This window comes from Pseudomonas sp. LBUM1651 (assembly GCF_059716135.1).
The window spans coordinates 3,803,065-3,823,973 of sequence record NZ_CP166805.1 but is presented as its reverse complement, the minus strand read 5'-3'; the positions used below and the strand labels follow the sequence as shown (position 1 = coordinate 3,823,973).

The following is a 20,909-nucleotide window of genomic DNA, read 5'->3' as shown; positions in this document are numbered from 1 at the left end:
ACCGGCCGGATTAGCGCCGAATACCGAGATAAACGTTAGCCCCCTTGTGGTACCACTCGGGCTTCATTACCTGAGCCTTGGATATAAACGTTCATGCCTTTACCCAAGGATGAATTGATCGGTTGGGTGACCGATACCAGTACACCACTTCTTACGCGCACGATGATCTGTTGCGCTTCTATCGGTTGGTCGTACTTTTTCTTCTCTGCGTAATTACCGCCAACAGCGCCGGCGAGAGCGCCGGCAACCATCGCGACATCGCGTCCGGTGCCACGACCGATCAGGCTGCCGATACCTAGACCGCCAAGGCCACCGAGTACAGCACCAACACCACTGTCGTGATTAGTCTGCATCTGAGTCAGCGAGATCTGCTCGATCTTCCCTGAGCGAATCTCGATTTCGCCGGCACCGCCATCGGTTGATCCTACAGCGGAGCAGGCACTGATCAGCACAGTCACCAACGTGAGCGTCAGCCAGGACAAGATTGCTTTCATTGCTGTTCACCTCATTATTGATATCGGATGGCAATGCCTTTCAACTTGCGTCCCTGGATTGTTTCTATGTCGCGGCTCCACAGCGGGCCTGTCACGTAGGCTGCGACGGGCTGAATCTGGTCATATACGACTACCACCGCATTTGCGCCTAGTGTGGCTGCTTGTTCATGTAGTTTCTGTTCGACTTCCGTGATGGGCGGCGCAGGATCGATACTGGCATCGATCAGGATTTCGCCCAACCGCACATTGGGCCGAATAAGCCCACATGTCAGTTGTCCTCTCGTTGAGGGTTGTTCAACCGCCAACGAGTGTTGGCGATTGGAGCAAGGCTTAGCTACGGATGAAGGCCCATAGATCCGCGTTCAATTTGTCAATCGCAGCCTTGAAGTCCTTGGTGGTGATTTGCTGGCTAGCGTTTGAAAGTTGGGTGCCGAACACCTTGCGCACCACTTTGGCCACAGTCTGATTGGTTTTCGCGTCGATGAACTCGGCTTCGATGAACAGGTTAGTGTCCTGGTCCCGGTGCCCGGTGGCTGCCTGTGTCGCCCCGACCACGGCCGCGATCGGCACCACTTCATACCACTTCATGCCTTCGTTGGAGGCACTCACTCCGGTGATCGCTGCGCGCAGGATCAGGGGTTTTGATCCGGCCGGTGCTGCGCTCTCGCTCGACACCACCCGGTATTTCTGGCCCAGCACGCCTTTGGCCTTGCTGGTCATGTAGGTCTGCAATTCGCCCAGCGTCTGCTGGTTGACCTGCTCGTTGGGCTTGGGCGCCGGATAGAGTTCCAGTTTGTTGAACACCACCGTGTCGTACGCATTCGGATTCCATGACGGGCTTACCCAGCGCATGGCCTTCTCGCCACTGGTGGTCGTCACTTCTTCCAGGTTGTTGTAGTTGGACAGGTAGCCGGAATACTGTTCTTTCTCGGTCACTTTTGAGGTGCAACCGCCTAGCAACAGGCCGGCTATTGCCGCGCCAACGAACAATTTTCGGGACAGGTTCATAGTGGTGTGTGCTCCATGGATTAAGACGTTTTTTTCAGTAGCAGTGCGTTAAAAGCGCCAGGTCATGTTTCCGGTCACGGCTTGAATCCAGGCATTGTCAAACTGACCGGAAGTTCGAGTGCCCGACGTGGATTTGGTCTGGTCCACCGGCATGTCGCCAAGCCAGACCATGGCCCAACTGACGTTGATGTCGGTGACGTTGTTCAGAGCATAGGTGGCCCCCGTCGCAATGCGCCAGGATTCGCCCATGGGCACGGTAAAAGTCCGGTTGCCGTCCGAAACGGCGCTGCTGTCGTAAGCCACACCGACGTTCCACAACAGTTGCGGCGTGGCCTGGTATTGCGCGCCGAGCGCCAGTTGCCAGGTGTCCTTGAAGTGGGCGTCGACCGTGGTCGATTGGGCGCCGACCGCCGTGGTGTCGACCTGCACGGCGATGTCGCCGAACTCTGACCAGTCCTGCCAATTGACTGAGGCCACCAAGGCCCATTGCCGGTCGAGTTGCTGGAACAGGCTCAGGGTTGCGGTTTGCGGTACCGTCATGTCGAGCTTGGTGTTGAGTCCATCGAGGCGCTGCAACAGAGGGCCGTCGCCTTTGACGTCCAGCCCGTCTTCGAAGTCCAGATCGACCTTGCTGGTGTAGGCCAGACCGATGCGCGTGCCGGGTTGCGGGGCGTAGATCACCCCCACATTCGCGCCAAAACCCCAATCGTTGTCCTTGTACTTGAACTGGCCGTCGCTGCGGTCGGTGAGACCGAAGGGTGAGCGGTCGATCGCGGTTTGGGCTTGCAGCATGCCGTACATGGCTTTCACACCGAGGCCCACCGACCATTGCTCGTTGAAGCGGTAAGCCACGCTGGGTACAAAAGACAAACCGGCGAGGCTGGCGTTCTGCGCGAAGTAGCGCCCGGACCACTCGTTGTCGTAATTGGCCGCGAGGCCGAAGTCGCCGTAGTTGCCGAAACCGACACTCCAGTGCTCATCCAGTTCATGGCTGATGAAAAAGCTACCGCCGGGAATCGGGTCGAGGGCATTGCCACTGCCGTTGCCCGTGCCGTTGGTGTCGGAATCGCGATTGAAGGTCAGGTTGCCGTAGAGCACCTGCAAGCCACCGGTGATTTGCGTGCCAGGCAAGTAACTCATGCCGGCCGGGTTGCTGGCGATGGTGGAGGGGCCTTGAGCCCGGGCGGCGGCACCGGCGTTGGCCAGACCGGCGTTATCCGTGCCGATTTCGTAGAGCATAATGCCGCCGGCGTAGGCTTGCTGGCAGCACAGCGCAAGCAGAGTGCAGGCGGGCAGGGCGGATGTTTTTATCTGCATGGGGTCACCTCAGCAAATGTCCGTCACGAACGCGGGTGGCCAGCACTGGCCACCCGTGAACTCGACTGCTTATTTGGCCATGGCCCCCCGGGCCGCTTCGATCTTGGCCTTCACTGCTTCGAGGTTGAAGCTCGCGCCTTTTTGCATGGGCGGGAACTCGATCGCTGTGTCAGCCAGTTTGACCACCTGCTGCTGCACAAACACAAATCTCCAGAACTGGAATTTGAACCACTCGAAATACTCCAGCGAGCCATTGGCCGCCATGTTTTCCGGCCACCCGGCGCGCTCGAACGGGTCCAGGCGTAGGTTGGTCAGGATCGGCATGTCCAGCGTGGTTTTTGCCCCTAACCAGCCACCGGGCTGGTCAATGAAGCGGTACTTGAAGTCATCGATACGAATCGCGCCCAGAGTGCTTTCGCCAAAGTAGAAGATTTCATGGCGATTGGACGGACCTTTGCCGGTGATCATCGGTGTCTGGTCGTAACCGTCCAGGTGCACCTTGTAGGTCCTGTCGCCCAGTTGCTTGCCTTTGAGCAATTCAGCTGTAATGTTCGGGTTGCCTGCCGCTGCGACCAAGGTCGGGAACCAGTCCATACCGGACATGATGCCGTTGGCGATCTGGTTGGCCGGTACCTTGCCCGACCAACGAATGATCGCCGGTGCCCGGAAGCCACCCTCCATCACTGTGCCTTTACCCATGGCAAACGGGGTGGTGCCGCCATCCGGCCAGGTAAAGTTTTCCGCGCCGTTGTCGGTGGTGAAAATCACGATGGTGTTGTCATCCATGTCGTCCTTTTTCAGCTTGGCCATGACATCGCCGACGATGTCATCGAGCTGCGCCATGCCGGCTTCCTGTTCCGACCAGCCATTTTGTGCATTGCGCATGGCTTCGTACTTGTCGGACAGGTGCGTGACGATGTGCATGCGGGTCGGATTGAGCCAGAGGAAAAACGGTTTGTTGTCCTGCTTGGCCTTGTCGATGAAGGTGAAGGCCTTGTCGCGGATTTCGTCGTCGACGGTTTTCATGCGATCTGGGTAGAGGGTGCCGGCGTCTTCGATTTTCTGTTTGCCGACCTTGCCCCAGCGCGGCATCACGGTCGTATCGTCAGTCGTTGTAGCCCAACTGTGGACCATGTTGCGTGGGCCAACGGTCGCGAGCAGTTCCTGCGGATAGTTGGGGTGTGCCGGATCTTCCATGGCGTCGAGGTGATAGAGGTAACCGAAGAACTCGTCGAAGCCATGCACGGTGGGCAGGAACTCGTTCAAGTCACCCAAATGGTTTTTGCCGAACTGGCCGGTGGCATACCCCATGGATTTAAGTGCGGTAGCGATGGTGACGGCTTCGGCGGGAATACCAATGGGAGAGCCGGCCTGACCGACCGTGGTCATCCCGGTCCGGATCGGTAGTTCACCGGTGATGAAGTTAGCGCGCCCGGCCGTGCAACTGGCCTCGGCGTAGTAGTCGGTAAAGCGCATGCCCTCATTGGCGAGTTGGTCCAGGTTGGGCGTTCGACCGGCCATCATGCCCTGGTTGTAAACGCCGATATTGGACCAGCCGATATCGTCACCCATGATCACTACAATGTTCGGTGGCTTGTCGGCTGCTTGAGCCAGTCCGGGCATAACCATTGTGGTCAACAGTACGGGAAGAGCGAATATCAAGGATAACTTTGTCCGGTTCATGTCGAGATCCTGTGCGCTTTGCGTGAGCCTTCTGAGACGACCCCCCCCCCGCTCGTCTTAAAAATTGGATCCCCCGCGAACAGCGTAGGTTTGAACGGTGAAATATCCAGTAATAAGCGTTCAAAAAAGGTCGATTTAGCCGCAGTCACCGGTCTTTCATTGATGGGATGCTACTCGACATAAAAAACGGGCCTGGCCGCTCAGGTGGTTACCTGCACGGCAAATTAATCCATTGCGTTTCCACTTCCATTGCTACGATTAAAACCCTGACCTGATCTCTGCGGAGATCAAGCGATGTCATACCTTCTACAGCGTGTCCGATTATTCTCTCTCGGGTTGGTCATAGGTGCGTTTGCAGCGCCCTTGTACGCGACTCAAACCGCTTCCATTGATCCCCCTGGCGGGTCAACTTTAGCGCAAGGCACTCGAGGTCTTGAAGGCCATGGGTGCCAGGTTGGCGGGTACGCAAGGAATGAGTTTCAAAGCCATTACCACGTATGAGAAACCCAGCCGGCTGGGGCCGCCCCTGGCCTACAACACCGTGGCACTGGTCAATGTGCAGCGCCCCGACCGCTTGCGCGTGCTGACCTCGGGTGATGGCCCGGCAACCGAGTTCTACTACGATGGCAAGCAGGCTTACGCCTTTGAGCCGAAGGAAAACCTGCTGGCGCAAGCCGAGGCACCCCACACCATCGATGCAACCCTCGAAGCGGCGTACCAGCGTGCGGCGATCTATTTTCCATTCACCGATGTGATCGTCGCCGATCCCTACAATTGGTTAAGTCAGAGGCACGCAGCTTACTGTCGATAGCCAAGTTGAAGAGAGCCAGATCCCGTGTCTTCTCCGCGAGCTCGAGTCTGACCCGGATGGCCCAGATTTCTCTGACTCGGAGCGGGGCTTTCTGCCCGACAAGCTTTCCCTTGTTCCAAGGCTGATGGCTGTATGTAGCAATAGTGTTCATGGCTTGTCCTCCACGTTGAGGGAGGACAAGGGAGGATCAGTCACAGTGCGTGGGGGGCGCTATCCGACCCACTCCGGCCATGCAGTCACCGCTAAAAGGAGATATTCGAGTGTCTCAGTTCCGCGGAAAATGAGGTCTTCAGTTAGGCGAATTTTATGTGCTGACCGACCCTATCCTCGACTAATTGATCAACGGATGATCTCGACCAGCGCCTGGCGCATCGGCTCGCTGGAGACATGGACAAGTCCGGAGAAGGGCGAATCCAGCTCCAGAATCATTATGATGCCTCCCGAAACCGCAACCGAACAGAGACAGAAAACGGCGATAGTCGTGGCATTGCGAGGTGCGAACAAGCCGAAGCTGGCGAAAACAAGGCTAAGCCAAAAGATCAGCAGGATCAGGAACGGCATCGGAATGTTGCTTGCACGCTGTTCCGCCAGCAGCCAGCGCGCCTGTAACACGTCGTCCGAAAGCGTGAGCGCCTGCGAGCGCAGCCAGCGCTGTCTCGGATCAGTCGCAACAAGCAATAGAATCGATTCTTGTGTCGCCTCCATCATCCGGACAGTCGCTTCGGTTGACTGTAATGGTACCCCTGCCGCTGGGAACAACTCCTGCATTTTCGCCCTCGCGTAGGTGCGCAGCTTAACGCGGGCATCATCCGCTTCTGGTCCGTAACGTTGCATCACGCGGTTGATGCGGACGATGTCGACGGCGATCCTGGTCACTTCACTCGAGCGTGTCGAGAATGAACTGCTCGCCGTCGAGATCATTAGTCCGATCACCAAGGCCGAAAGCGTGCCGACAATCGCTGCCGAAACGGAGATCGTATTGCGCGACTCATTGCTGAGGTGATGCTCGGGCAGAGCCCGCGCAGCAAAGATGCCAATAAGAGCGCCCCCGAAGATAGCGACGAAGGCGATCAGTCCGATAGCGAAATGGTTCATGAGAGAAACTTGCGCATCGCATCACCTTGGCATTCCTGCCGTCGTCGGGAAAGCATGGCACCCGCGTGCATATTGCAATCAGCGATTGTTTTCCCATTGCTCTTTGCTCATCGCCAGGCGAAAGCCGAGATGCGACATGGAATTCATAGGGTCCGCGCCCTGCCTGGCACTGGTTCGAAAGCTCGTGCAGTAGCTGTCGCTACATAGAAAGGATCCACCTCGAATCACGCGCTGCGGTGCGTTGGCCGTTACCCCGAGATCCGGGTCATAGCTGTCGGATGGACCCACCGGGTTAAACACGCCTTCACCCGCCGACTGACGCTTGAGCCCTACGCTGAATGCATCAGCACGATACCAATCGGCAACCCACTGCCAAACGTTCCCGGACATATCGTATAGCCCGTAGCCGTTGGGTCTGTAACTGCCTACCGGCTTGGTGCCGATCTTGAATTTATTGCTGGACCCGGTCACAGGAAACGGTTGTGCCTCATCCCAGGTGTTGGCCATCTTTTCGCCGCCCGGCGCGAAATCATTCCCCCACGCATAGTTCGATTGTTCCAGTCCGCCTCTTGCGGCGTATTCCCATTCGGCCTCGGTTGGCAGGCGCTTATGAGCCCACGCTGCATACGCCTGTGCATCCTCGCGTGAAACCTGAACGACCGGATGGGTGTCCTTGCCCTCGATTGTGCTGTCGGGGCCCAACGGGTGGCGCCAGTCGGCTCCCGGGACAAATGCCCACCACTGACTGAAATCATTCAGTGGAATGGGTCTGTCTGTGCCCACGAAAACCAAGGCTCCAGGCACCATGACACTGTCGTCCGGCTCAGGAGTATCCGGTGGCAACTGGACTTTCAGATCGTCCCATTTGGGTTTGCGTTCGGCGGTGGTGACGTAATGCGTTTCAGAAATGAAACGGGCGAATTCGGCATTGGTGACGTCGTAGCGGTCGATCCAATACCCGTCGAGTCGAACCTTGTGGGCCGGCCCCTCATTGGGCCGTGCCTGCTTATGATCGCTGCCCATCAAAAATTCGCCAGCAGGAAGCCAGACCATATCCAGGGGGCCATTTTTTCCATCACCCAGAGTCAACGGCACTGGACCGCGAAGGTGCTGATACACCACAAACGCCAGGCAAGCCGACACGATCCCGGCGCAGACGATGACGATACCAAAACGCCGTTTCCTGATAAGCATTTGCGCTCCTCTTGATTTCAGGCTGCGGCCAATGCTGAACCTGCCTGGTATCAAGATCAGGTATAGACACCACTCCACTAAAGTCAACGGCCACTCGGGTTAACGATGAGATGGACTGGCGAGAGAAAAAAACGGTTCTACACTCCGAACTTGGGGTTTCGGGGGGTTACAGGAGCTGGCCATGGCCAATGCGTACTGGACTCAATCATTATGGCTGCACAAGCGGCTCGGTGCAGGTCTGGCATTTGCCATGCTTTCGCTCTCTTGCGCCAATGCAGCGACACAGGAAGTCAACGGCACGCCCGGTTCACCGAGCGCGACCACGACCATCGACGGCAGATATCTCCCGAACCCTCCCGCAGCATTCGGCGGAGTTATCAACCTCGACGCCACGACCTCGACGCCCTACTGGTCCCCGACCGTCGTACCGCCCAAAGACGCGCCGAATATCTTGTTGATCATCACCGATGACGTCGGCTTCGGTGCGCCCAGTACGTTCGGCGGCCTCATCCCGACGCCGACCATGGATCGCGTCGCGGCAGCCGGATTGCGCTTCACGCAATTCAATTCGACGGCGCTGTGCTCGCCGACGCGCGCGGCCTTGATTACCGGACGCAATCACCATTCCGTCGGTTTCGGTGTCATCACGGAAGTTTCAACGGGTTATCCCGGCTACAACAGCGTCATTACCAAGGACAAGGTGACCATTGGCAAAATTCTCAAGGACAACGGTTACGCAACGTCGTGGTTTGGCAAGAACCACAACACGCCGTCGTTCCAGATCAGCCAGGCCGGCCCGTTCGACCAATGGCCCATCGGCATGGGCTTTGATTACTTCTTCGGGTTCATGGGTGGCGAAACCAACCAGTGGCAACCGGGTAATCTGATGCGCAACACCACACCGATCCATCCTTATGTTGGCAAACCGGGTTGGAACCTGATCACTGCGATGGCGGATGACGCCGTCGGCTACGTCAATGAATTGAACGCACTCGATCCGAAGAAGCCGTTCTTTCTTTATTACGCGCCCGGCGGTACCCACGCGCCGCATCACCCGACGCCCGAATGGATCGCGAAGTTCAAGGGCAAATTCGACATGGGCTGGAACGCTGCGCGCGACCAAATCTTCGCCAATCAGAAGCGCCTCGGCGTCATCCCGCAGGAAGCCAAGCTCACGCCGTGGCCGGATTCTCTGAAGAAATGGGACGAACTGCCGGCGGACGAGAAAAAACTGTATGCCCACCAGATGGAGGTCTATGCGGCCTATCTCGCATACACCGACCATGAAATCGGCCGGGTGATCCAGGCGATTGATGACATGGGCAAGCTCGATAACACGCTGGTGATCTACATCAGCGGCGACAACGGCGGTAGCGCAGAAGGCACACCCAATGGCACACCGAACGAGATGACCACCTTCAACGGCATCAACGTACCGGTAGCCGATCAGATGAAATATCTCGACGCCTGGGGTTCGGACCAGACCTATCCGCATATGGCCGTAGGCTGGACCTGGGCCATGGACACACCCTTCAAGTGGACCAAACAAGTGGCGTCACATTTTGGCGGCACGCGCCAGGGCATGGCCATTTCCTGGCCGGACCGGATCAAGGATGCCGGCGGCATCCGAAACCAGTTTCACCACGTCATTGACATCGAGCCGACGATCCTCGAAGCCACCGGCATTGACGCGCCGCTCCAGGTAGACGGCATTGCACAAAAGCCCATCGAAGGCACGAGCATGTCTTACCTCTTTGACAAGCCGAATGCCGACAAGCCGTCCACGCGCACCACGCAGTATTTCGAAATGCTCGGCCTGCGCGCGCTCTACCACGAGGGTTGGATGGCTTCGACGACGCCCTACCGCGCACCTTGGGACATCACCGCGCAGCCACCCAAGGACATCATCAATGGCGTCAAATGGGAGCTGTACGACATCACTAAGGACTGGACGCAGAACGACGATGTCGCAGCAGCCAACCCTGCCAAACTCAAGGAACTCCAGGATTTGTTCTGGGTGGAAGCGAACAAGTATCAAGTGTTACCGCTCGACGCCTCCGGTTTCACGCGCGTCGTTGCGCAGCGCCCGAGCATCGTGGCCGGACGCACCGAGTTCAATTACTTGTCGCCAGTCACCGGCATTCTTCCAGGCAACGAGCCCAATATATTGAACAAATCCTACGTCATTTCGGCTGACGTTACCGTTCCGGACAGCGGGGGCGACGGTGTGCTGGTGACCGACGGCGGCCGCTTTGGTGGTTATGCCCTCTACCTCCTCAAAGGCAAGCCTGTTTTCAACTACAACCTTGAGGGCGTGGCGCAATTCCGTTGGGAAGGGACCGAGGCGCTCACTCCCGGAAAGCACGGCATCAGCTTCGATTTTAAATACGCTGGGCCGGGATTCGGAAAAGGCGGCACCGGCGTGCTCTCGGTGGATGGCAAGCAAGTGGCGAGCCGTACGATCCCCAACAGCGTTCCATTCGTCTTCGGCGTGGATGAAAGTTTCGACGTCGGCTCCGACACCGGTACCCCCGTCGATGACAAGGATTACCAAGTGCCGTTCGCGTTCAACGGCTCGCTGCACAAACTCACCGTCAAACTCGAACCGCCGCAGTTGAATGTCGCGGGCAAGGAGGCAGCCCAGAACAAGGTCGGCAACAAAGACTAGAAAGGCACGTGGGCCAACTCGCACGAGACAACCCGCGTCGTGAAAGCACACTTCCACCACCAGGTTCATTTGGGTAGTCAATGCAATAGACGTCTCTCAAGGAGAGCACTATGACGCACACGCTCGGACCACTCGCCGTACTGGCGACCTTCGTCGCGCTGGCCATTCCTGTAATGGCCGAGGCGCAGACTACCACCGAAATCCCCCCGGCGATCACCACGCCCGATCGCCTGGAGACCCGTATTGGCACGCTGGAGTTCAAGGACGGCGCGCCGAGCGCAAAAACCGCTCAGGACGTCTACGACACCCTGGCCTTCACGCGGGGTGTAGACGCGTTCATGAACAGTTTTTCGGGCGCCTCGGCCTATGCGGTTCGCGAGGGCTTCCACAGCATCGGGGCTGAGGACAACTCAGTGGTTATCTTCTCTGAGTTGATGGACTCAAAATCGCTCTTTCTCACCGCCAACGTCGATACGATCTATACGCTCGCGGTCCTCGATTTGACGAAGGGGCCGTTAGTGGTTGAGGTGCCACCGAAGGCACTCGGCACGCTCAATGACATGTGGTTCGGCTGGATCATCGACATCGGCGCGCCCGGCCCTGATCGGGGCGAAGGAGGCAAATACCTGATCGTGCCGCCGGACTACGACGGTCCTCTTCCAGACAGCGGCTTCTTCGTGGGCCGATCAAAAACCAATCATGTTCTCTACGCCGTTCGCGCCTTCATGGAGAACAACGATCCGAAACCTGCTGTGGCCGCGATCAAACAATCGCTGAAGATCTACCCCTACACCCCAGGCGGGTTTGGCACCAGCATTGCCACGGCGCTCGAAGGCAACGTCAGGCTTGCGCCGAATCCACCAATACCGCCGACGAAGTTCGTTGAGGGAAGCGGCAAGTCCTTCAACACCATCGCGCCTAATGACTTCTCCTATTTCGAGATGCTCGACAAGCTCGTGCAGCTGGAACCGGCCACCTCTTTCAACCCGGAACTCATTGGCCAACTGGCGGCCATTGGCATCGTGAAGGGCAAACCTTTCAGCCCCGACGCCCGAATGAAGAAGATTCTCACCGACGCTGCGGCTGTGGGCAACGCGGCTGGGCGAGCGCTGAATTGGCGTGCCGCCGACTATCCGGGGTGGTCCCTTTATCCGAACTCGATGTGGGCCAACATGCTGTGGCAAGGTGGCTTCGACTTCGAGACACCGCCGCCGACGATCACCAAGGAAGGCTTGTTCAAAGCGGCGCCACCGACTGGCGCGCGGACCCTCGATTCCCGCGCGGCCTTTTACTACGGCTACACCATGGATTCGCCGGGCATGATCATGCGACTGCCCAACGTTGGCTCACAGTACCTCATGGGCTTCACTGATGCTGAAAAGAACCCCTTCGATGGTGGCAAGACCTACAAGGTGACCCTGCCGCCGAAGATTCCCGCGGCCAAGTTCTGGTCGTTCACCGTCTACGACAACCAGACGCGGTCAATGCTCCAGACGCCGCAGCGTTACCCGCGCGCAGGCAGCCAGACCTACCCTACACCAGCCGCCACAGAGAACACGGACGGGTCAACGACCATCTACTTCGGCCCTTCCAAGCCCGCAGACGCCAAGGCAGGCAACTGGATTCAAACCACGCCCGACAAAGGATGGTTTACGCTCCTGCGCCTCTACAGCCCGCTTGAATCGTTCTTTACGAAAGAGTGGCGGCCGAGTGAGGTCGAACTGGTTAAGTAAAACTGACAATCTGTTTCAGCGGATGGCGCGAAGCGTCGCAACTCACTGCCGGGAGCATCATGATGAAAACAGTTGGTAAAGGCCTTGTTGCTATTGTGTTGTGCAGCCTGCTGATTGCCGGTTGCACTTCCAAAGTGACCGAGAAAGAACAGTTTTCGGGTTTCTTGTCCAGCTACGACGGCTTGCAACAAGTGACCTCACCCAGTGGCCATCCCGTGCTTCGTTGGGTTACGCCGGACTTTAAGCCTTCGGCTTACGACACCGTGGTGTTCGATCGCCTGCAGTGGCATCCAACGCCAAAACCCAATGAGCGGGTGAATATGCAAACCCTGCAACAGATCCAGGCGTCCGCCAGCGACAGCGTCCATAGCGTGCTCGCGCAAAAGTATCAGGTGGTGCCCAATCTCCAAGCAGTACCGAGTGGTTCCCGAGCGATGATCATGCGTACGGCGATAACCGGCGTGACGGCTTCCAATGAAGGAATGCGCTGGTATGAAGTGGTGCCGATCGCAGCGGTGGTGGGCACCACCGAGGCGCTTACGGGGCATCGCACCCAGGACACTGAACTGTATGTCGAGGCGGAATTTGTCGACGCCGCTTCCGGAAAACCACTGGCGAAAGTCGTGCGCAAGATCTTTGGTACGACATTGAGAAATGAGAGCCAGGAAATTACCGCCAACGACTTCAAAGCAGCAATCAGGGACACAATGCGCGATTTGCAGACGTTCCTGAAGTGACGAGCCGCTGGCACTTTTAGCGTAGCCGGGTCAGCTCCGCACACAGGAGTTGACCGGCGCGCCTGGTAGAAACCCGGGATAAGCAACCGATGGTGTCCTTTTATTTACCAACTTGCCCAATCTTGTAAGGGACTCTGCCAAACGATAAATCACCCCGCCGTCAGCAAGCATACCAAGGTGATGTGATGCGCGATCTTCCCTCATGAACCATATCGCTATCGGATTGATCGCCTTCGTCGCGACCTTCGGCGGCGCTCTTATTGGTATCTTTGCCGCGCGAGCGCTGCCCGAGCATCACCTCAGCAATGAATCTCGCAATGCCATCTCCGTTTCGGCGGCGATTGTAGGCACACTTTCGGCCTTGGTAATCAGCCTGATGATCTCGACGGCGAACAGTTCGTTCTCAACACGCTCGAGTGAAGTGTCCAGGATCGCCGTCGACATCGTCCGTATCAACCGCATGATGCAGCGTTACGGATCAGAAGCGGAGGATGTTCGCACTCAGCTGCGCATCTATGCGAGAGCGAAAACGCAGGAATTGTTTCCGGCGACGGGTAAACCCTTACATTCGACCGAAACGACAGTTCAGATGATGGAGGCAGTACAGGAGTCGATTCTAATACTTACTGCAACTGATCCGAGACAGCGCTGGTTGCGCTCGCAGGCGCTTGGGCTCTCGGATGACTTGTTGCAGACGCGTTGGCTGCTGGCGGAACAGCGTACAAGCAATATTCCGATGCCGTTCCTGATTCTGCTGATTTTCTGGCTTGGCCTGGTGTTTGCCAGCTTCGGTTTGTTCGCTCCTCGCAATGCCACGACCATAGCCGTGTTCTGCCTATGTGCAGTGGCAGTTTCCGGAGGCGTCATGATGATTCTGGAACTGGACTCGCCCTTTTCCGGCCTCGTCCATGTCTCCGGTGAGCCGATGCGCCAGGCACTGGCCGAGATCCTCCGCTAATGGATTGGTAGAGGCGACGCTAACATCCACCTTGAGAGGCACTGGATTACAGCCGAGGAAAAGTCATGAGCAAACTCACCGAGAAGGTCAAAGAAGAGATCGCAGCAGTGATTCCGCCTACCGTCTTTTTCTTCGTTGCGTTGCATATTGTTGTTTTCATTCGTCTGCTGATGCTTAAGCAAACAGGGGTCACGCTGGGTACGACCGCGTCGGTAATGCTGGCAGCCTTGATTCTGGGCAAGGCGGTGGTGATCGCGGACTTACTGCCACTCATTAATCGTTACCCGCAAAAGCCCTTAGCGTACAACGTCGCCTGGAAAACAACGATCTACACACTGATAGCCATGCTTTTTCATTATCTGGAGCGTCTCATCGATTTTTGGCGAGAGGTCGGCAGTCTGACCGCTGCTAATGAAAAGTTGCTCGAGCAGATCGTGTGGCCACATTTCTGGGCCATTCAGATTTTGCTGCTGGTACTGGTGCTGATGTATTGCACGATGCGCGAGCTGGTGCGTGTGATTGGCAGGGACAAAGTCATACGTATGTTCTTCGGGCCGTTGTCGAGTACACAGTGATTGCCCATCGCAATGAACTTCCGCTTTTGGCCGATTTCTGCCGGCCGCAAACGGACCTAGGCGACCCTCAAACAGGCCTTTAGGGCGCGACATGATGTTACCCACTTCCTGACCAAAACTCTGCCGAGGGTGAGCACTGAGATGAGCCTTCATGTGCTCGCCTACAACCTCAAACGAATGATGAACATCTTTGGCATCTTGGGATTGCTTGAAGCGATCAGGGCGTGATCTGGCCGCTGGATCGTCGGTAAAGCTGTTGGGACTGCTGACGCGGCCCCAACAGCCATATGAGCGCCGATGTTGGCCGCATGGACCAATCTGTACTTTCTACTACCGACTTCGCAGGCAATCCAAACAAAAATCTCAGCGTTGAACGTATCAAGTGTGTTTTCACACAGCCTGGACCCATAGCAGACGTTCAAACTGCCGACTTCTGGGGTTGAAAGCAAGCAGCTTCGATGAGTTAGACTGTCTATCGCTGAGCGTCAAAAACGCCAGGTCATATTTCCGGTCACGGCTTGAATCCAGGCACTGTCGAACTGACCGGAGATTCGATTGCCCGACGTTGACTTGGTCTGATCCACCGGCTGGTCGCCGAGCCAAGCCATGACCCAGCTAACGTTGACATCGGTGTCCTTGTTTAGAGCATAGGTAGCCCCCGTTGCAATGCGCCAGGATTCGCCCATGGGCATGGTGACGGTGCGGTTGCTGTCCGAGACGGCGCTGCTGTCGTAGGCCACACCGAAGTTCCACAACAGTTGCTCGGTGGCCTGGTATTGCGCGCCGAGGGAGAGGTGCCAGGTGTCCTTGAAGTCGGCGTCCACGGTTCTCGATTGCGATCCCAGCGCCGTGGTATCGACCTGCACGGCGATGTCACCGAACTCCGACCAGTCCTGCCAGTTGACCGACGCCAGTAACGCCCATTGCCGGTCGAGTTGCTGGAACAGACTCAGGGTGACGGTTTGCGGCACCGTCATATCCAGTTGGGTGTTGGTGCCATTGACCCGCTCCAGCAACCGGCCATCGCCCTTGACGTCCAGCCCGTCTTCGAATTCCAGGTCGACCTTGCTGGTGTAAGTCAGACCGATGCGCGTACCGGGTTGCGGGGCATAAATCACGCCCACGTTGGCACCAAAACCCCAATCCTTGTCCTTGTACTTGAACTGCCCGTCGCTGCGGTCGGTGAAGCCGAACGGCGAGCGGTCGATGGCGGTCTGTGCTTGCAACATGCCGTACATGGCTCTCACGCCGAGCCCCACTGACCACTGCTCGTTAAAGCGGTACGCCACGCTCGGCACTATCGACAAACCAAGCAGGCTGGCGTTCTGCGCGAAGTAACGCCCCGACCATTCGTTGTCGTAATTGACCGCCAGCCCGAAGTCGCCGTACTGGCCGAAGCCGACGCTCCAGTGGTCATCCAGTTCATGGCTGATGAAGAAGCTGCCGCCGGGAATCGGATCGAGAGCGTTGCCACTGCTGCTGCCCGCCACGTTGGTGTCGTCGTCGCGATTGAACTTGAGGTTGCCGTAAAGCACCTGCAAACCGCCGGTGATCTGCGTGCCCGGCAGGTAACTCATGCCCGCCGGATTACTGGCGATGGTCGAAGGGCCTTGAGCGCGGGCCGCAGCGCCGGCGTTGGCCAGACCAGTGTTATCCGTGCCGATTTCGTAAAGCATGATGCCGCCAGCCCAGACTGGCTGGCAGCACAGTCCTAACAAGCTGAGGGCAGATAGCGCAGCTGTACTGGTCGGCATAATAACCTCGGCAGATATCCATCGGTGAAGAACGGTTGCTTTTGCGGTCGATCCTTGAAGATGGGGCCGCTCGCAGTTCTGAGTCGTAGATTAGTTGGAGTTAGCAGCACCAGAGCATAACTTTAGTAGAGAATTTGAACTAAGCTATACGGGCAACGAGTAGTCCTCCTAAGCAGCCATTCATCCGTAACGTGGAAGTCCAAAGTCTCGAACTTGAGAAGGGAGCTTCTGATGAACAAAGGGTTTCAAGTAGCTCCTTTTATGGTCTTGATAGTGTTCTGCCCCGAAATCGGACTCACCGCCGATAGCCAGGCAGAACTGGCCAAGCAAGCGCTTAATCCAGTCGCCGCTCTCTACAGCGTCCCCATTCAATACAATTGGAACCAAAAGCTTGGGCCCAGTGGCGAAGGCTACCAAAGTGTCACCAATATCCAGCCGGTACTGCCATTCAGCCTAAACGACAAATGGAATCTGATTTCCCGTACTATCTTGCCGATCATTGACCAGCATGGCTTGGTACCTGGTGGACAAGCGGATAAAACGGGCGTTGGTGACGTGACCCAGAGTTTCTTCTTTTCACCTAAGCACCCCACGGCGAGCGGCTGGATATGGGGTGCAGGCCCCGCAGTTTTACTGCCCACCGGCAGCGACAAACTGTTGAGCGGTGAGCAATGGGGGGCCGGTCCAACGGTGGTTGCCCTCAAACAAAGCCATGGTTGGACTCGCGGCATTCTGGCCAACCACATCTGGTCGTTGGAAAACAGCCCGCCTGATGACAAGGACAAGATCAACCAGACCTTTCTGCAACCTTTCTTTAGCTTCACCACGCATACCTATACCACCTACGGCATCAACACCGAATCCACCTACGACTGGCAGACACGCGAATGGTCCGTGCCGATTAACCTGTTCGTTTCCCAGTTGTTCAAGGTGGGTCATCAGCCCATGAGCCTTCAAGTGGGGCCGCGCTACTGGGTTGATACCCCGAAAGATGGCGCTGAAGGCTGGGGGTTTCGTGTAGCGTTTACACTGCTGTTCCCCAAGTGATACACCCTGTTTGCCCAGCCCCGAACTGTGTTTTTTTATCAATACTTCACTACAACCGCGTCTCTATTGACCGTGTCATAACGGTTTCCAGCTGTAGTGACCGGACATTTTTCGACCGTCATTACGGCACAGCAGTATCGAAGGGATAGATTCGGCTCCACTCTTTCGCCATATCAACTACCGTCCAATTCTGAGCCTTGGCCTGATCCAATGCCTTGTCCAGTTTCCCTACCTTTGATTCTCGGTCATAAGCCCATTCGCGCTGTGCATCTGTGTGATGCACCAGCCCCATGAAGCGCTTGCCGTCACCCGCCGCGGTCCATTGCAACATTTGCTGATCACCATCGGAGTTACCAAAGGCGAAGATGGGGCGGCGGCCAATAACCGCATCAATACTGACGGGTTTTCCGGGCCCATCGTCGTTATGGGCAAGTTTGGGCATGCGCATGATCACTGGCTTGCCTTCGTTGTACTGATACTCGCCGGTGAAGGTCGTGCCGATCACCTGCTCCGGAGGTACTCCATACACTTCCTCCGTCCAGGCGCGCATGAACTCCACTTCACCACCCGAAACGATGTAAGTTTTGAAACCATTGACTCGGAGATAGGCAAGCAACTCCAACATTGGCTGATACACCATTTCGGTGTAGGGCTTATTAGTTTTGGGATGCACGGCTTTGGCCAGCCATGTTCGGACATTAGCTAAAAACGCTTGAGTACTGATCTCGGTATGGGTGGCATCGATGATCTTGAGCAGTCCCTCCATACCGCTGTTTGCCAAGGTTTTCTGATCGTTCTCCAGCACGGCCTTGAATGGCTGCTGCTCTTTCCATTCTGGATGCTGTGGCGCCAGGCGTTTGACCTCCTCAAGGGCGAATAGCATTTGAAAATAAAGGGGCTGCTCGCTCCACAGCGTTCCGTCGTTATCGAACACTGCAATGCGTGCAGCCGGTAACACAAAATCCTTGGAGCCATCAGTCGTCACTGCCTCGACGAATTCAACTATGGCGTGTTTGGAAGGACCCTCTTGCCAAGATGGTAAGGGTTCGGCAGCTTGCAGCAGTAGCGGCCACAACAGGATAAGCCAGTACCAACGCAACGACGACCGAGGTGATTTGATGTTGTTCATTAGATTTCCTCTCTACCACTATCCAGCCAAGAACCTGAACTGGGAATATCTACTGCGATGTCTGCCCGGAGCTTCATGCGCGACTGGCCAGCCGTAACTGTAGGGACTGACCAGATGCGCCGAAGCCGCCTGCAAATTTCTATTTCAGGAACGTTTGCAGGTCACGCATCGTGTCTCCGATCGCTGCTTTGAAATCATTGGCGGTAATTTCCTGGCTGTCATTTTTCAGCGTTGTGCCAAATATTTTCCGCACTACTTTCGCTAAGGGCTTACCGGAAGCGGGATCGACAAACTCAGCCTCGACAAACAACTCAGTGTCCTGAGTGCGATGACCCGTAGCGGCTTGGGTTGCACCCACCACTGCTGCGATGGGCACCACTTCATACCAGCGCATGCCCTCATTGGAAGCGCTCACGCCAGTAATTGCCGCGCGCATGACCATCGCTCGCGAACCGTCCGGCACAGACTGGACGTTGGGCACGACCTGATATTTCTGCGAGAGTACGTTCTTGACGCTGTCACTGGTAAACGCTTGTATCTGTTGCAGGGTTTGCATATTGACCCGCTCGCCAGGTTTTGGCGCCGGATACATCTGCAAGCGTTCGAACACCACAGTGTCATAGGCCGAGGGCTTGAAATCGGGCGCGACCCAACGAAGCACCGGATGGCCACTGGGTGATGCCACTTGCTGCAAGCCTTCATAGCTGGAGAGGAAACCCGAAAATTGCTCTTTATCTGTAATTTTGGAGGTGCAGCCAGCAATCAGCAGGCTACTTAAAGCGGCACTGACAAGCCATTGATAGGCAGTTTTCATATTGGTGCTCCTGGCAGTGAGTTATTAACGCATAGCGAATACTCATAACTTCAGGTAGCAAAATGACGGCCCCGAGGAGACCGCCATGCTTGCCTGATTGATCAGTTGCCGTTGGGCATCGACAAGTTGATACCTTCTTTTTTCAGGCTTTCCCGTACGCTTTCAAATTTCTGGTATTGGGACAGTTCGAGCGGCCCGTCATAACCCATGCTTTGCAATTTGCGCGGTGGGTAGTCGACGTACGTCTTCATCAATTTCATGATCGCGGCGCTGATCGGCACGACCGACCAGGTATGCTCGGTGAAGTTGGTCATGAAAATGTCGTAGCGTTCCTGCGGGTCTTGCAGCAGGTCGAACACCTGCGGAATGGTCGCAACGTAACTCGTCGGCCCTTTCCAGCCCAGGTTGGTGTCCACAGCCAGTCCCCCGGTCTGGGCACCGTTATCGCCCCGCAAGTTGAATACCGCCTTGAATTGATTCACCCGGGCAGCGCCAGGCGATAATTCATTTTCGGTAAAGTAGAACCACTCTTTACGCGGGGAGGGCGCAGCGCCGGTCAGCACAGAGGTCATGTCGTAACTGTCGAATATGATGGGCTGACCTTCACGATCTTTCTCGGGCAACTTCACGCCCGCCACAGAAGCAAACGTTGCCATCAAATCAAGGCCACCGATAATTTCATGGTTTTTTACGCCGGGCTTGATCTTGCCTGGCCAGAGGGCAATCGCCGGCACCCGATTTCCGCCTTCGCGCACCGTGCCCTTTGTCCCGCGAAACGGCGTATAGCCGGCATCCGGGTAGACATCCTGCCAGGCGCCATTATCCGTGGTGTAAACCACCAAGGTGTTTTTATCCATGCCAAGCGCTTTTAGCTTGGCCATGATGCGGCCAATGTGGGTATCCAGTTCCACCACAGAGTCGGCGTACTTGGACTTGGAAATGGACTTGTGAACGAACTCCGGTGCCGGCATGTTCGGCTGGTGCACTTTCATGAAGTTGACGTTGATGAAAAACGGCTTGTTCGATTTGGCGGCCGTATCGAGAAACTCCAGTGCGGCTTTTTCGACATAGTTGTCGAAGTAGGGAATGCCCACCACACCGGGCTTGCCATTTACCACAGGCGTATCCACGTACTGGCCGTTGACCTTGAACTCCTCGATCGCTTTTTCGCCCGCCTTGCCTGACAAGGCCCCTTGGGTCACTTTGGTAAACATCGCGCGAGTTTCCGCGTCCATGTCCGGGAACCACGTGGGGTCGGCGTAGGTATAGGCGTTGAGGTGGTATAGGCCGACGTATTTCATGACGTCATAACCCTGGGCATTGGGAAGCGAATATTCAGCTTCGCCCAAGTGCCATTTGCCGGTGAAATAGGTGTCGTACCCACCGGTTTTAAGCACCGACGCGAGTGTCCATTCGGCTGCCGGCAAGCCGCCACCCTGGCCCTGAAAGGCCACGGTGGTCATCCCACTACGATTGGGGATTCGTCCGGTCTGCATGGCCGCCCGGCCCGGAGTGCAGCTGGGCTGGGCATAGAAAGAGTAAAAAGTCATACCTTCCGCCGCCAGTTCGTCGATGCTCGGCGTAGGCATACCTCGGCCGACGCCTCCGCCATACGGCCCGAGGTCGCCGTAGCCGGTATCGTCGGAGACGATAAACAGGATATTGGTCTTTTCCGTCTGAGCCGCGTGGGCGACCCCATTCAATGACAGCAGCGCAGCAAATGCGATCGACAGCCTGAAGTGATTCGATAACTTATCCATACCAGGATTCCTCGTTGTTCCGTGGTGTTCGCAAGGGTGATGAGTGCACATCAACAAACCCTTCGTGCATTTACCACCGAGTCATTAGCCTAGATACGGGTACAGAACCACGTTCCCCCTGCGCATGATCAA

Annotated in this window: 17 protein-coding genes and 3 pseudogenes; 8 read left to right on the top strand and 12 right to left on the bottom strand. The window is 56.6% G+C overall.

Features of this window, described 5'->3' with window-relative positions:
- Positions 1 to 35 precede the first annotated feature (35 nt).
- The 5 genes and pseudogenes from ACA066_RS17730 to ACA066_RS17710 form a co-directional block, all read right to left on the bottom strand.
- Positions 36 to 494 (bottom strand): glycine zipper 2TM domain-containing protein, encoded by a 459-nt coding sequence (locus ACA066_RS17730; protein ID WP_497695978.1) that lies wholly within the window; start codon positions 492 to 494, stop codon positions 36 to 38.
- 14 nt (positions 495 to 508) lie between these two features.
- Positions 509 to 748 (bottom strand): annotated as a pseudogene (locus ACA066_RS17725) (hypothetical protein); the annotation flags it as partial.
- Positions 749 to 824: 76 nt separating this feature from the next.
- The gene (locus tag ACA066_RS17720) at positions 825 to 1,502 is read right to left on the bottom strand and encodes a DUF3313 domain-containing protein (RefSeq protein WP_497695977.1); all 678 of its coding nucleotides are present in this window, start codon (positions 1,500 to 1,502) and stop codon (positions 825 to 827) included.
- A gap of 48 nt (positions 1,503 to 1,550) precedes the next feature.
- Positions 1,551 to 2,819: an OmpP1/FadL family transporter gene (locus ACA066_RS17715; protein WP_497695976.1), complete on the bottom strand. Its 1,269-nt coding sequence runs from the start codon at positions 2,817 to 2,819 to the stop codon at positions 1,551 to 1,553.
- Positions 2,820 to 2,888: 69 nt separating this feature from the next.
- The gene (locus tag ACA066_RS17710; RefSeq protein ID WP_497695975.1) at positions 2,889 to 4,502 is read right to left on the bottom strand and encodes an arylsulfatase; all 1,614 of its coding nucleotides are present in this window, start codon (positions 4,500 to 4,502) and stop codon (positions 2,889 to 2,891) included.
- A gap of 442 nt (positions 4,503 to 4,944) precedes the next feature.
- On the opposite strand from ACA066_RS17710, the gene ACA066_RS17705 reads away from it, so the two are divergent.
- The gene (locus ACA066_RS17705) at positions 4,945 to 5,313 is read left to right on the top strand and encodes a DUF2092 domain-containing protein (RefSeq protein ID WP_497695974.1); all 369 of its coding nucleotides are present in this window, start codon (positions 4,945 to 4,947) and stop codon (positions 5,311 to 5,313) included.
- Here ACA066_RS17705 and ACA066_RS17700 read toward each other — a convergent pair.
- The 3 genes and pseudogenes from ACA066_RS17700 to ACA066_RS17690 form a co-directional block, all read right to left on the bottom strand.
- Positions 5,252 to 5,464 (bottom strand): annotated as a pseudogene (locus tag ACA066_RS17700) (integrase); the annotation flags it as partial. The gene ACA066_RS17705 and the pseudogene ACA066_RS17700 overlap by 62 nt on opposite strands.
- A 188-nt stretch (positions 5,465 to 5,652) precedes the next feature.
- A complete protein-coding gene (locus tag ACA066_RS17695) occupies positions 5,653 to 6,408 on the bottom strand; it encodes a bestrophin-like domain (RefSeq protein WP_497695973.1) in 756 nt (251 codons plus the stop codon).
- A 78-nt stretch (positions 6,409 to 6,486) separates the two neighbouring features.
- Entirely contained in the window at positions 6,487 to 7,602 is a 1,116-nt protein-coding gene (locus tag ACA066_RS17690; protein ID WP_497695972.1) for a formylglycine-generating enzyme family protein, read from the bottom strand.
- A gap of 181 nt (positions 7,603 to 7,783) precedes the next feature.
- Here ACA066_RS17690 and ACA066_RS17685 point away from each other — a divergent pair, with 181 nt between their 5' ends.
- From ACA066_RS17685 to ACA066_RS17660, 6 genes and pseudogenes are all read left to right on the top strand, one after another.
- Positions 7,784 to 10,270 carry an arylsulfatase gene (locus ACA066_RS17685; protein WP_497695971.1) on the top strand — a complete coding sequence of 829 codons (2,487 nt, stop codon included), beginning with the start codon at positions 7,784 to 7,786 and terminating at the stop codon, positions 10,268 to 10,270.
- Between the two features lie 110 nt (positions 10,271 to 10,380).
- Positions 10,381 to 12,003, top strand: coding sequence for a DUF1254 domain-containing protein (locus ACA066_RS17680; RefSeq protein WP_497695970.1), 1,623 nt, complete (start codon positions 10,381 to 10,383; stop codon positions 12,001 to 12,003).
- A gap of 62 nt (positions 12,004 to 12,065) precedes the next feature.
- Entirely contained in the window at positions 12,066 to 12,740 is a 675-nt protein-coding gene (locus tag ACA066_RS17675) for a DUF3313 domain-containing protein (protein ID WP_497699908.1), read from the top strand.
- A 202-nt stretch (positions 12,741 to 12,942) separates the two neighbouring features.
- The gene (locus ACA066_RS17670) at positions 12,943 to 13,698 is read left to right on the top strand and encodes a bestrophin-like domain (protein ID WP_497695969.1); all 756 of its coding nucleotides are present in this window, start codon (positions 12,943 to 12,945) and stop codon (positions 13,696 to 13,698) included.
- Positions 13,699 to 13,763: 65 nt separating this feature from the next.
- Positions 13,764 to 14,273 (top strand): hypothetical protein, encoded by a 510-nt coding sequence (locus ACA066_RS17665; protein WP_497695968.1) that lies wholly within the window; start codon positions 13,764 to 13,766, stop codon positions 14,271 to 14,273.
- A gap of 99 nt (positions 14,274 to 14,372) precedes the next feature.
- Positions 14,373 to 14,501 (top strand): annotated as a pseudogene (locus ACA066_RS17660) (hypothetical protein); the annotation flags it as partial.
- A 257-nt stretch (positions 14,502 to 14,758) separates the two neighbouring features.
- On the opposite strand, the gene ACA066_RS17655 reads toward ACA066_RS17660, so the two are convergent.
- Positions 14,759 to 16,027, bottom strand: a complete 1,269-nt coding sequence (locus ACA066_RS17655) for an OmpP1/FadL family transporter (protein ID WP_497695967.1) — start codon at positions 16,025 to 16,027, stop codon at positions 14,759 to 14,761.
- A 261-nt stretch (positions 16,028 to 16,288) separates the two neighbouring features.
- Here ACA066_RS17655 and ACA066_RS17650 point away from each other — a divergent pair, with 261 nt between their 5' ends.
- On the top strand, positions 16,289 to 17,074 hold the full coding sequence (locus ACA066_RS17650) for a transporter (protein ID WP_497699907.1): 786 nt from the start codon (positions 16,289 to 16,291) through the stop codon (positions 17,072 to 17,074).
- Between the two features lie 121 nt (positions 17,075 to 17,195).
- Here the strand turns inward: ACA066_RS17650 and ACA066_RS17645 are convergent, their stop codons facing one another.
- The 3 genes from ACA066_RS17645 to ACA066_RS17635 all read right to left on the bottom strand — a co-directional run bounded on the left by ACA066_RS17645 (position 17,196) and on the right by ACA066_RS17635 (position 20,777).
- Positions 17,196 to 18,203 carry an HAD family hydrolase gene (locus ACA066_RS17645; protein ID WP_497695966.1) on the bottom strand — a complete coding sequence of 336 codons (1,008 nt, stop codon included), beginning with the start codon at positions 18,201 to 18,203 and terminating at the stop codon, positions 17,196 to 17,198.
- 139 nt (positions 18,204 to 18,342) lie between these two features.
- Positions 18,343 to 19,017 (bottom strand): DUF3313 domain-containing protein, encoded by a 675-nt coding sequence (locus ACA066_RS17640; RefSeq protein WP_497695965.1) that lies wholly within the window; start codon positions 19,015 to 19,017, stop codon positions 18,343 to 18,345.
- Positions 19,018 to 19,118: 101 nt separating this feature from the next.
- On the bottom strand, positions 19,119 to 20,777 hold the full coding sequence (locus ACA066_RS17635) for an arylsulfatase (protein WP_497699906.1): 1,659 nt from the start codon (positions 20,775 to 20,777) through the stop codon (positions 19,119 to 19,121).
- Positions 20,778 to 20,909 lie beyond the last annotated feature (132 nt).

Excerpts from the sequence above, each read along its gene's own strand:
- ACA066_RS17715 (WP_497695976.1), bottom strand. The coding sequence starts at position 2,819 with ATGCAGATAAAAACATCCGCCCTGCCCGCCTGCACTCTGCTTGCGCTG.
- ACA066_RS17635 (WP_497699906.1), bottom strand. The coding sequence starts at position 20,777 with ATGGATAAGTTATCGAATCACTTCAGGCTGTCGATCGCATTTGCTGCG.
- ACA066_RS17685 (WP_497695971.1), top strand. The coding sequence starts at position 7,784 with ATGGCCAATGCGTACTGGACTCAATCATTATGGCTGCACAAGCGGCTC.
- ACA066_RS17670 (WP_497695969.1), top strand. The coding sequence starts at position 12,943 with ATGAACCATATCGCTATCGGATTGATCGCCTTCGTCGCGACCTTCGGC.
- ACA066_RS17640 (WP_497695965.1), bottom strand. The coding sequence starts at position 19,017 with ATGAAAACTGCCTATCAATGGCTTGTCAGTGCCGCTTTAAGTAGCCTG.
- ACA066_RS17720 (WP_497695977.1), bottom strand. The coding sequence starts at position 1,502 with ATGAACCTGTCCCGAAAATTGTTCGTTGGCGCGGCAATAGCCGGCCTG.
- ACA066_RS17695 (WP_497695973.1), bottom strand. The coding sequence starts at position 6,408 with ATGAACCATTTCGCTATCGGACTGATCGCCTTCGTCGCTATCTTCGGG.
- ACA066_RS17690 (WP_497695972.1), bottom strand. The coding sequence starts at position 7,602 with ATGCTTATCAGGAAACGGCGTTTTGGTATCGTCATCGTCTGCGCCGGG.
- ACA066_RS17650 (WP_497699907.1), top strand. The coding sequence starts at position 16,289 with ATGGTCTTGATAGTGTTCTGCCCCGAAATCGGACTCACCGCCGATAGC.
- ACA066_RS17710 (WP_497695975.1), bottom strand. The coding sequence starts at position 4,502 with ATGAACCGGACAAAGTTATCCTTGATATTCGCTCTTCCCGTACTGTTG.
- ACA066_RS17655 (WP_497695967.1), bottom strand. The coding sequence starts at position 16,027 with ATGCCGACCAGTACAGCTGCGCTATCTGCCCTCAGCTTGTTAGGACTG.
- ACA066_RS17665 (WP_497695968.1), top strand. The coding sequence starts at position 13,764 with ATGAGCAAACTCACCGAGAAGGTCAAAGAAGAGATCGCAGCAGTGATT.
- ACA066_RS17680 (WP_497695970.1), top strand. The coding sequence starts at position 10,381 with ATGACGCACACGCTCGGACCACTCGCCGTACTGGCGACCTTCGTCGCG.
- ACA066_RS17675 (WP_497699908.1), top strand. The coding sequence starts at position 12,066 with ATGAAAACAGTTGGTAAAGGCCTTGTTGCTATTGTGTTGTGCAGCCTG.
- ACA066_RS17645 (WP_497695966.1), bottom strand. The coding sequence starts at position 18,203 with ATGAACAACATCAAATCACCTCGGTCGTCGTTGCGTTGGTACTGGCTT.
- ACA066_RS17730 (WP_497695978.1), bottom strand. The coding sequence starts at position 494 with ATGAAAGCAATCTTGTCCTGGCTGACGCTCACGTTGGTGACTGTGCTG.
- ACA066_RS17705 (WP_497695974.1), top strand. The coding sequence starts at position 4,945 with ATGGGTGCCAGGTTGGCGGGTACGCAAGGAATGAGTTTCAAAGCCATT.